The following is a 9973-nucleotide window of genomic DNA, read 5'->3' on the forward strand; positions in this document are numbered from 1 at the left end:
GCGGCGGTTCCGTCGCCGGCTGCGGCCGATCCGTCGAAAGGGGAGGGCACCAAAGCGAGGGTTGGAGCATTGAGCCTTCAACCGGACAGCACCTTTGATCCCCTCTCCAGGTAGCAGTCCATCACTGGGCGGCGGGTTTTAGAGACCCGCCGCCCATTTTTTTCTAGCGGCGGCCGAAGAGACGGGCGGGCCAGGAGCGGTCGGCGAGGATCTCGCGGGCGGCGTTGTGCCCGGGCGCGCCTGTCACGCCGCCGCCCGGATGGGTGCCGGCGCCGCACATGTAGAGCCCCTTGAGCGGGCCTCTATAGGCCGCGTTGCCGAGCACTGGGCGGGCCGACCAGAGCTGGTCCAGAGTCATGTTGCCGTGCATGATGTCGCCGCCGACGAGGCCGAACGTCCGTTCGAGATCGAGCGGGGAGAGGATCATCCGGCCCAGCACCAGCGAGCGGAAGCCCGGAGCATAGGCCTCGACCGTGTTGATGATCGTGTCGGCCGCGGCTTCCCGGTGCGCGTTCCAGTCGAGCGCGGGATCGAATTGCTGGCAGAACAGGCTCGCCACATGCCGCCCCGGCGGTGCGAGGGTGGCATCGACCATCGACGGGATCAGCATCTCCACGATCGGCCGCTTCGACCATCCGTGGAGCTTCGCGTCGGTGAAGGCGCGGTCCATATAGTTGAGAGTCGGTGCGATGATGATGCCGGAGCGGAGATGCTCGCCCACCTCCGGCAGGGCGGTGAAGCGCGGCAGATCGGAGAGCGCGACGTTCATCCGGAACGTCCCGGAGCCGGCCTTGAAGGCGCGGATCCGGCGCAGGAACTCCGGGGTGAGGTCCGACGGGTCCATCAGCCGCTCGTAGAGCAGCTTCGGACCCACATTCGCGATCACCGCATCGGCGTGGATCTCCTCGCCGCTCTCGAGCCGGACGCCGGCCGCCCTCGAGCCGTCGACCAGCACCCGCGATACCGGCGCGTCGAGGCTGATCTCCACCCCCGCCGCCCGGCACACCTTCGCCATCGCCTCCGTGATCGCGCCCATGCCGCCGACGCTGTGGCCCCAGGCGCCGCGCTTGCCGTTCACCTCGCCGAACACGTGGTGGAGCAGTACATAGGCGCTTCCGGGCGTGTCGGGGCTCGCATAATTGCCGACCACCGCGTCGAAGCCGAACGCCGCCTTCACCGGCTCGCTCTCGAACCAGCTGTCGAGGAAGGTGCGCGCGCTCTTCGCGAACAGGTCGAGCACGTCGCGCTGCTGCTGGAGCGGCATCCGGGCGAGGCGGCGGCCCTGCCGTGCCCCGTCGATCAGGGTGCGAAGCCCGCCGCCGAGGTTCGGCGGAGTCCGCAGCGCAAGGTCGCGCAGCACGTCGGCGACATGCTCCAGCGCTTCATAATAAGCTGGAAGAGCGGCTGCGTCCTTTCTGGAAAACCTGGCGAATTCCGCCTGCGTCCTTTCCAGCCCTCCGCCGAGCTTCAGATATCCGCCGTCTTCCTGCGGAAGGAAATTGGAGATCGGCCGCTCGATCACGCGGTAACCGTGATCGGCAAGCTTCATGTCGCGGATCACCTTCGGCTGAAGCAGGCTGACCGTGTAGCTCGCCGTCGAGTTGCGGAAGCCGGGGTGGAATTCCTCGGTCACCGCCGCTCCGCCGACGATCCCGCGCCGCTCGAGGATCCGGACCTTCAGCCCGGCCCGGGCAAGGTAAAAGGCGCAGACGAGGCCGTTATGCCCCGCCCCGATCACGACCGCATCGTATCTGCCCGCCACCGGCCCGCCCCGGCTAGCGCGTGAGCTCGGTGACGATCGTCCGCCAGTGCATGAGCGCGGGGGCGATCTGGCTTACCGGAACGCGCTCGTTGAGGCCGTGAGCGAAATTGTCCTCGGAGCGCTGGAACAGGCCCGACACGCCGTAGCTGGGGATGCCGGCGGCGCGGAAGATCAGGCTATCGGTGGCGCCTGCGGACATTGAAGGCGTCACGTCGAGCCCGGAGTAGCGCGCCTTCACGGCCTTGGTGACCGCCTTCATGACGTCAGGCCGGAGCGGGGAGGCGTCCGCAAACGGATTATCCTCGTCGGAAAGGCCGATCTTGACGGCAGGATCCGCGATCACGCGGGTCAGCTCCTGCTTGACCGTATCGATCTGAACGCCCGGATAGATGCGGCAATTGACGTTGGCCGTCGCCCGCTGCGGAAGCGCGTTCCTGGCATGGCCGGCATTCACCATCGTCGCGACGCAGGTGGTTCGGATCTGGCCGATATATTCGGGCTTCGAGGAGATGAGCTCGGCTGCCGCCGCATCGCCCGGATCGGCGGCGAAACGCGTCATGGCCGCGCCAAGCTCTCCGCCGACCCGCCTGCTCGCTGCCCGCAGCGACGCTTTGGTGAGCTCGTTCGCCATCGGCCGGAACTTGTAGGAGCCGATCCGGTCCAGCGCGTGGGCGAGCCGGTAGATGGCGTTGCTTGCCGTGGGGGCGCTCGAATGGCCGCCCGGATCGGTCACCTCGAGCACGAAATCGGCATAGGTCTTCTCGCCTGCCTGCAGCCGGTAGAGGATCGGCTCGCCCTTCTCCCCGAGAATGCCACCGCCCGCATCCCCGTTCAGCACCAGCTCCGCGCCCTTCAGGGCGTCCGCGAGCTGCCGCGTGGAGATCCAGTCGGTCTCCTCGCCGCCGGACAGCGCCAGCACGATCCCGCGCCGCGGCTTGTAGCCCTCCGATTTCAGGCGGGCGAGCGTCGCCACAATCATCGAGACGTCGAACTTGTTGTCCTCCGAGCCGCGGCCGAAGATGTAGCCATTCTCCTCGACGGCGGTGAACGGATCGCGCTCCCAGTCCGCCGCCTTGGCTTCGACGACGTCCATATGGCCGAGCAGGACGATCGGCTTCAGCTTCGGATCGCTGCCGCGATAGCGGGCCATCAAGGTGGCGGTGTCGCCGACGGGCGCGATCTCGACGTCCGCCTCGGCAAAGCCGGCCGCCTTCAGCACCGAGGCGAGGTAGGCGGCGTAGGGGGCCACCTGGCCTTCGCCCTTGACGGTGCGAAAGCCGATCGATTTCTTCAATATCTGCTTGGCATCCGCCGCGCCGTCGGCAGCCGCCGCTGCCGGAGCGGCAAGGACGAGGAGGGCGGCGGCGATGCCGGGGACGATCATCCCGCGCCGGAGCGCGCCGGCTATGTTCACTCGGCGTCAGCCATCTCGAAGCTTGGCATGGCGGGTGCGGGGGCCGGAGGCGCGGGGTGGACGTCCCGCTCCGGGCCCCAAACCGAGACGCCGGAAGAGCCGCGCATCGTCTGGATGGCGCGGATGCAGCCCTCCTTGTGGTAATAAGCGACGCTGCTGGCGGCGATCACAGTCCCGCTCTCGCCCGCGAAGTTCCAGCGCCAGTGGCCGTTCCTGTCGCGGAACATCCAGTAGGACGGGAAGGGTCGGTGGGCCATGATCGCTCCGATGCTTCAAAGTGGACCCTTCTTGGTTAACCCCGTTGCGGCGCGGTTCCAAGGACGAAGGTGGGCGCGGCGCCGGCCGAGGCTGTACCTGCCGTGCGCTTGCCGCTAAACCCCGGGCACAAAGGCTCTCGAAGTAGGGGAAGTCCGCCAATGTCAGTTACAACGCGCGCGGCCGTCGCGGCCGCTCTCTGCCTGTCTCTCGCCGCGCCCGCGGCCGCGCAGGACGTAAAGCCGCTTCCAAAGGCGAGCGCTCCCGCTCCGATCGTCACCACCCCGGTTCCGAAGACCGTAGTGCCGGATCCTTTCGCCGGGATTCCCGCCGCCAAGCCGGCCGACGTGGCGTCCGTCGATGCGATCGTGTCCGCCGTCTACAACGTCATTTCGGGGGACAAGGGCGTGAAGCGCGACTGGAACCGCTTCCGCTCGCTCTTCTATCCCGGCGCGAGGATGATCCCCACGGGCAGGAACTCGACTACGGGCAAGATCAACGCCCGCGTCGCATCGCCGGAATCCTATATCGAAGCGAACTCCTCCTTCCTGGAGTCGGAGGGCTTCCACGAGCAGGAGATCTCGCGCCACACGGACAGCTTCGGCAACATCGTCCAGGTCTTCTCGGCATATGAGGCGCGGCACACGCTGAAGGACGAGAAGCCGTTCCTGCGCGGCATCAACAGCATGCAATTGTTCAACGACGGCAAGCGCTGGTGGATCATGACCATCGCCTGGTCGCCTGAGACGGCCGAGCATCCGCTGCCCAAGCAATATACGGAAAAGCAGGCCCGCTGAGGCACTCGCGGGAGGCAAGGGCGTTCGACGCCTGATGCAGCCCGCACCGCTCCCCAAGTGCAAGATCGACCGCCTCGGCTGGTCCGATCCGCCGCTCGGTACGATCGAGTGCCCGAAGCGTCCGATGGTGCTTAGCGCCAGCTTCGGATCCGGGCTGACGAGGAGGCGCGGCGACCCGCCCGGCATCCTTTGGGGGCTCGGGGATCGGGGCCCGAACCTCAAGGTGAAGGTCGCGGTGAAGCGCTATGGCCTCGATCACCTCCGCAGCTTCAAGGGAGCCGAAGGTGCGAAGGTGATGCCCCGGCCCGACCTCGGCCCGACGATCGCCGAATTGCGCGTGCTCGACGACCGGGTGGAGCTGGTGAGCGAGGTCCGGCTCCTCAACGCCGACGGCACCCCCGTCTCCGGGCTGCCGACGCCGGGCGGCGAGCATGCCGAGTGCGAGCCGGCGCTGAATATGGAAGGAGACTTGCTCGAGCCCGACCCGAACGGCGCCGACACCGAAGCTATTGCCGCGTTCGCTGACGGGAGCTTCTTCCTTGGCGAGGAATATGGGCCCTCGCTGCTGAAAGTGAGCGCCGACGGCCGAGTGCTTTCCCGGTGGCGACCGGGCATCCTCCCTAAGATCGCCGGCAAGCGGCAGCTCAACCGGGGCTTCGAGGCGATCTCGCTGTCGCCGGACGAAGCCTGGCTTTACCTCGCCTTCCAGAGCCCGCTCGCTCATCCGGACAAGCAGGCGCATGAGCGCGCACGCCACGTCCGCCTGTGGAAGCTCAATCCGCAGACGGGGGAAGTCGCCGCTCAGTTCCTCTACCCTTTGGACAAGCCGGGGAGCTTCCGCCGCGATGCCGCCACGGGCGATTTCGGGCGCAGCGACATCAAGGTCAGCGAGATCGTGGCCGAAGCGGACGACAGCCTGCTGGTGCTCGAGCGCGGCTCGGAGACGACGAAAATCTACCGGACGCGCCTCGAAGCGCCGTTGGCGCTTGATGCTTCTCATCTCGATATCGGCACCCGTCCCACGATCGAAGAGATGAGCGGCGACGGCGGCGGCTTGCCTGAGCTTTCGAAGCAGCTCCTGTTCAGCACCGACGCCCACACCGAGATGGCGGCGGACCTGGAGGGTATGGCGATCCTCTCCGAGCGCGAGCTGCTGCTGGTCAGCGACAATGATTTCGGCGTGGAGGAAGCGGAGACAAGCTTCTGGCGCGTCAAGTTCGACGAGCCCATGTTCGCCCATGGCTGAGCTTCGGATCGGCACCGCCGGCTGGAGCATTCCGCTGCGCGACGCTGCGGCATTTCCGGAAGAAGGCACCAGCCTCGAGCGCTACGCGGCGCGCTTCGGCTGTGCCGAGATCAATTCCTCCTTCCACCGATCGCATCGCCCCGGCACCTATGAGAGGTGGGCGGCGGCGGTGCCGGACGGCTTCCGCTTCTCCGCCAAGCTGGCGAAGACGATCACGCACAAGCAGCGGCTCGCCGAAGCCGACGAGCTGGTGGAAGGCTTCGTCGCGGAAGTGGCGGGGCTCGGGCCGAGGCTCGCGATAATCCTGGTCCAGCTCCCGCCAAGCCTCGCTTTCGATGCCGCCGTGGCGGAGCGGTTCTTCAGCGTGCTGGCCGGATCGACGGACGCAGCTTTGGTGTGCGAGCCTCGACACGCAAGCTGGTTCGAGGATGAGGCCGGCGCACTGCTTACCGAGCGGCACGTCGCCCGAGTCGCGGCCGATCCCGCAAAGGTGCCCGCCGCCGCAGCGCCGGGCGGCTGGCGCGGCCTCTCATATTATCGGCTGCATGGCTCCCCGGTGCCGTACCGCTCGAGCTACGAGCCGGAGCGGCTGCAGGGGTATGCGGAGGCGATGGCGGCCGATCTCGAGCAGGGCAGGGCCGTCTGGTGCATCTTCGACAACACCGCCTCCTCGGCCGCCACCGGCAACGCACTGGATCTGCAAGCGATGCTCGCCGGCAAGGGCGACATCTGAGGCGGCCGTCTACCGGTCGGTGCGCCTGTCCTGGTACAGGATCAGAGCGGTCTCGAGCAGGCGCAACGCGGCGATCGCGGTGGGGGGAAGGTGCTGCCTGGTGGTATCCTCGCGGAAGGCGGCGACGACCGCCTGCGCAGCCGCGGCCAGCAATTCCTCGTCGGTCGCGCTCGCCAGGGTCATAGCTCATCCTGCTTGGGGGGGCGCCAGAGCCGACGCGGTTCGACGTCCGCCGCACTTGAAAAGGCGCGACAGATGCAGTCCAGCTGTGCGATGGATTTGGTACTGCGACTCTTCTGCTAAATCATTGATTTGCGGTGGGTCGTCAAGGGGGAATTTTCAAAAGCGATGAGTTTCGGCGCCAGATTGGCGGAAGAACGGAGACGATTGGGGTTGAAGCAGGCGGAATTCGCCGCTTCGGCCGGGACCGACGTGCCGAAGCAGAGCCTATACGAGAATGAGCGGCGGGAGCTCAGGGCCGAATATCTGGCCCGGCTGCCCGACCTCGGAGTCGACGTCGGCTACATCCTCACCGGCCGCCGCTCCGAAGGCGAATGGCTCGGCAGCGGGGCGAGCGAGCTTCTCTCCGCCTATCTGGCGCTGCCGGCGGAGATGCAGGAGGCGGTGCTGTCCCTCGCCCGGGCGCTGCGCGACCAGTTCGAAGCCGATCCCCGCCGGACGCTCCACTCGAAGAAGCTGGATTACCGCTCGGAAATGCCCTGACGGCTTACCAGCCGCCGACCTTGTCCCACTCGCCGCGCACTTCGGAGCCGGCGGTGACGAGATATCTGTCATGCGCCGCGGCGGTCATGCAGACGTGGTTGGGGAGGATCCGGACCCGGGAGCCGATCGGCAGCCGGTCGAAGGGCAGGGGATCCTCGCCCTGTATCTCCCCATGCTCCTGGTGGACGCCCGCGACGATCAGGCGGCCGAAGGCGGGACTGCCCTCGAGATCGGTGACGAGGCCGTAGCCCATGTCGTCGGCAAGAGCGGAGGTGGCACGGTCCTTTGACAGTGCAAGGCCGCCGGCGTCCACGACGATCTGGTTGCGCTCGGGCTTGTGGCTGATCACCGTCGCAACCACCGAGGCGGCGATGTCCTCCACCCCGTGCGAGCCGATGCCGGCCTGGAACAGGTCGCCGGCCATGTAGACGCCGGCGCGGATCTCGGTGAGGCCTTCCGCCGAGCGCATGTGCACCGCCGTCGGCGTCGAGCCGGCGCTGACGCCCGGGACCTCGAAGCCCGCCTGCCGGAGCCGATCCGCAGCCTCCACGACCCCCAGCCTTTCCTCTTCGGCAATTGCGGCGATCCCGTCCGTATCGGGGGCGCCATAGGAGTGGCCGCCATGCGTCGCCACGCCCGCGAGCATCGCCGGGGAAGCAGCGAGCAGCGCCGCGATGCGCAGAATGCGGTCATCCGATGGCTCCAGCCCGGTGCGGTGGTCCCCGCTGTCGATCTCGATCCAGGCGCGGAGCGGCACCTGCTCGGCTTTTGCGAAGGCCGCCACCGCTTCGGCAGCATCGAGGCTGTCGAGGAAGAAGCCGAACCGGGGCGCCTTCCGCATCAGACGGGCCGCGCGCGGCAGCTTATCCGGCGTGATGCAGATGGCGTATTGGATGTCTTCGATGCCCTCGGCGGCGAAATATTCGGCCTCGCGCAGCGTAGAGACGGCGATGCCGCCGTGAGCGGGATCGATCGCCACCCGCGCCGCCTCGATCGCCTTCAGCGTCTTCATGTGCGGTCGAAGCCCGACGCCGAGGCTCCGGCACTTCTCGATCATCCGGGCGCAATTGCGCTGGAACTTCCCCTGGTCGAGCGCGAAAGCGGGCGTTGCAATGTCAGCGAGGTTCATGGCCCTCAGGCATGCTCTTTCGCCGCCGGGAGCACGCCGCGGCGGATCTGGTCGAGCTCGATCGATTCGAACAAGGCCTTGAAATTGCCCTCGCCGAAGCCCTGATTGCCCTTCCGCTGGATGATCTCGAAGAAGATCGGGCCGATCATGTTCTCGGTGAAGATCTGGAGGAGGAGGCCCTCGCCGGTCTCTGGCGACCCGTCGATCAGGACCCGGCGCTTGCGCATCTCCTCCACGTCATGGGCGTGGCCCGGTATGCGCTGATCGATCATGTCGTAATAGGTTTCGGGGCTGTCCTGGAAGCGGATGCCGTTGGCGCGAAGCTGGTCGACGGTGGCGAAGATGTCGTCGGTGGCAAGCGCGATATGCTGAATGCCTTCACCCTTATATTCGCGGAGGAACTCCTCGATCTGGCTGTGCTCGTCCTGCGATTCATTCAATGGAATCCGGATCTTGTCGTCCGGAGCTGTCATCGCGCGTGAAACAAGCGCAGTCTGCTGCCCCTCGATGTCGAAATAGCGGATCTCGCGGAAGTTGAAGATGCGCTCGTAGAATTCGGCCCAATGGTTCATCCGGCCGCGGTTCACATTGTGGGTGAGGTGATCGAGCGTGTGGAGCCCCGCGGAATTCGTGTCGCGGCTTGCGCCCGGCACCGGTTCGAAATCCACATCGTAAATCTGCTCGGCACCGTAGCGGTCTACGAGGTAGAGATAGGAGCCGCCAATCCCTTCGATCGCAGGGATCTCCATCTCGCCCGGCCCGCGCTCGACGTTGACTGGTGTGGCGCCTCTTTCCACAGCCATTTCAAACGCCTGCTTCGCGTCTTTCACGCGGAATGCCATTCCGTTGGCCGACGGGCCGTGCGCCTTGCGGAACGCCGCCGCCTGGCCCGACGGCTCCATGTTGAGGATGAAGTTGATGTCGCCCTGGGCATAATGGCGGACGTTCTTGGACTTGTGGTTGCCCATGTGGGTGAAGCCCATGCCCGTAAAGAGGCCAGCAAGCGCTTCGGGATCGGGCCCGGTGAACTCCACGAACTCGAAGCCGTCGAGGCCAAGCGGGTTTTCTTGCGCGGTCATTGGGGCCCTCACATGCCTGTTCCTGGGGAAGTGGCGGCCTTCTATCAGCGGCGCCGAGGCCCCGCAAATGCACGGTTGCGCGGCGGGGGATTGAGCCCCTATCTCCAGCTCATCAACCCAACCCAAAGCAGAGTCTTCCCTTCATGGCCGCCACCGTATCCACGCGCATGCTCATCCTCGGATCGGGCCCCGCAGGCCTCTCCGCCGCCATTTACGGCGCCCGTGCGGGGCTGTCGCCGGTCGTGGTGCAGGGCATCCAGCCCGGCGGGCAGCTCACCATCACCACCGACGTGGAAAATTATCCCGGCTTCGCGGACGTGATCCAGGGCCCGTGGCTGATGGAGCAGATGCAGAAGCAGGCCGAGCATGTCGGCGCGCGGATGATGTGGGACACGATCGTCGAGGTCGATTTCTCCCGCCGCCCGTTCCGGATGATCGGCGACGGCGGCACAATCTATTCGGGCGACACGATCGTGATCGCCACAGGAGCTCAGGCGCGCTGGCTGAACTTGCCTTCGGAGGAGCATCTGAAGGGCAGGGGCGTCTCCGCCTGCGCGACTTGCGACGGCTTCTTCTATCGCGGCAAGAAAGTGGCGGTGATCGGCGGCGGCAACACCGCGGTCGAGGAAGCGATCTACATGACCAACCACAGCCACGACGTGACCCTGATCCACCGCCGCGACAGCCTGCGGGCCGAGAAGATCCTGCAGGACCGGCTGTTCGCGCATCCGAACATCAACGTCCTCTGGAACAAGGAAGTGGTGCAGTTCGTGGGCGGCGGCGAGCCGGAAGGGCTGGTGGCGCTGGAGCTTCGCGATACCCGCACCGGCGAGAT

11 protein-coding genes are annotated in these 9973 nt (G+C 66.6%); 5 read left to right on the forward strand and 6 right to left on the reverse strand.

Annotated features, from left to right (window positions below; genetic code table 11):
* Window positions 1-163 precede the first annotated feature (163 nt).
* Genes VF662_RS02960 through VF662_RS02970 form a run of 3 tightly spaced genes read right to left on the reverse strand, consistent with a single transcriptional unit; the run spans window position 164 to window position 3433 of the window.
* Complete coding sequence (locus tag VF662_RS02960) at window positions 164-1762, reverse strand: phytoene desaturase family protein (RefSeq protein WP_464137514.1); 1599 nt, start codon at window positions 1760-1762, stop codon at window positions 164-166.
* A gap of 13 nt (window positions 1763-1775) precedes the next feature.
* Window positions 1776-3146 carry a M20/M25/M40 family metallo-hydrolase gene (locus VF662_RS02965; RefSeq protein ID WP_464137536.1) on the reverse strand — a complete coding sequence of 457 codons (1371 nt, stop codon included), beginning with the start codon at window positions 3144-3146 and terminating at the stop codon, window positions 1776-1778.
* 26 nt (window positions 3147-3172) lie between these two features.
* The gene (locus tag VF662_RS02970) at window positions 3173-3433 is read right to left on the reverse strand and encodes a DUF1508 domain-containing protein (RefSeq protein WP_464137516.1); all 261 of its coding nucleotides are present in this window, start codon (window positions 3431-3433) and stop codon (window positions 3173-3175) included.
* A gap of 159 nt (window positions 3434-3592) precedes the next feature.
* On the opposite strand from VF662_RS02970, the gene VF662_RS02975 reads away from it, so the two are divergent.
* Genes VF662_RS02975 through VF662_RS02985 form a run of 3 tightly spaced genes read left to right on the forward strand, consistent with a single transcriptional unit; the run spans window position 3593 to window position 6207 of the window.
* On the forward strand, window positions 3593-4228 hold the full coding sequence (locus tag VF662_RS02975; protein ID WP_464137518.1) for a hypothetical protein: 636 nt from the start codon (window positions 3593-3595) through the stop codon (window positions 4226-4228).
* A gap of 34 nt (window positions 4229-4262) precedes the next feature.
* Window positions 4263-5474, forward strand: coding sequence for an esterase-like activity of phytase family protein (locus tag VF662_RS02980; protein WP_464137520.1), 1212 nt, complete (start codon window positions 4263-4265; stop codon window positions 5472-5474).
* Window positions 5467-6207, forward strand: a complete 741-nt coding sequence (locus VF662_RS02985) for a DUF72 domain-containing protein (protein ID WP_464137522.1) — start codon at window positions 5467-5469, stop codon at window positions 6205-6207. The genes VF662_RS02980 and VF662_RS02985 overlap by 8 nt, the downstream gene beginning before the upstream one ends.
* 9 nt (window positions 6208-6216) lie before the next feature.
* On the opposite strand, the gene VF662_RS02990 is transcribed toward VF662_RS02985, so the two are convergent.
* Window positions 6217-6390: a hypothetical protein gene (locus VF662_RS02990; protein ID WP_464137524.1), complete on the reverse strand. Its 174-nt coding sequence runs from the start codon at window positions 6388-6390 to the stop codon at window positions 6217-6219.
* A gap of 210 nt (window positions 6391-6600) precedes the next feature.
* Between VF662_RS02990 and VF662_RS02995 the strand changes: the two genes are divergently transcribed.
* Complete coding sequence (locus tag VF662_RS02995) at window positions 6601-6930, forward strand: hypothetical protein (RefSeq protein WP_464137525.1); 330 nt, start codon at window positions 6601-6603, stop codon at window positions 6928-6930.
* Between the two features lie 4 nt (window positions 6931-6934).
* Here the strand turns inward: VF662_RS02995 and VF662_RS03000 are convergent, their stop codons facing one another.
* Both VF662_RS03000 and hppD read right to left on the reverse strand, forming a co-directional pair.
* Entirely contained in the window at window positions 6935-8059 is a 1125-nt protein-coding gene (locus VF662_RS03000) for an alanine racemase (protein ID WP_464137529.1), read from the reverse strand.
* A gap of 5 nt (window positions 8060-8064) precedes the next feature.
* Entirely contained in the window at window positions 8065-9138 is a 1074-nt protein-coding gene (gene hppD / locus VF662_RS03005; protein ID WP_464137531.1) for a 4-hydroxyphenylpyruvate dioxygenase, read from the reverse strand.
* 143 nt (window positions 9139-9281) lie between these two features.
* Between hppD and VF662_RS03010 the strand changes: the two genes are divergently transcribed.
* A partial coding sequence (locus VF662_RS03010) for an NAD(P)/FAD-dependent oxidoreductase (protein ID WP_464137534.1) occupies window positions 9282-9973 on the forward strand: 692 nt, incomplete at its 3' end.

Source organism: Allosphingosinicella sp. (assembly GCF_036387215.1).
Classification (GTDB): Bacteria; Pseudomonadota; Alphaproteobacteria; order Sphingomonadales; family Sphingomonadaceae; genus Allosphingosinicella.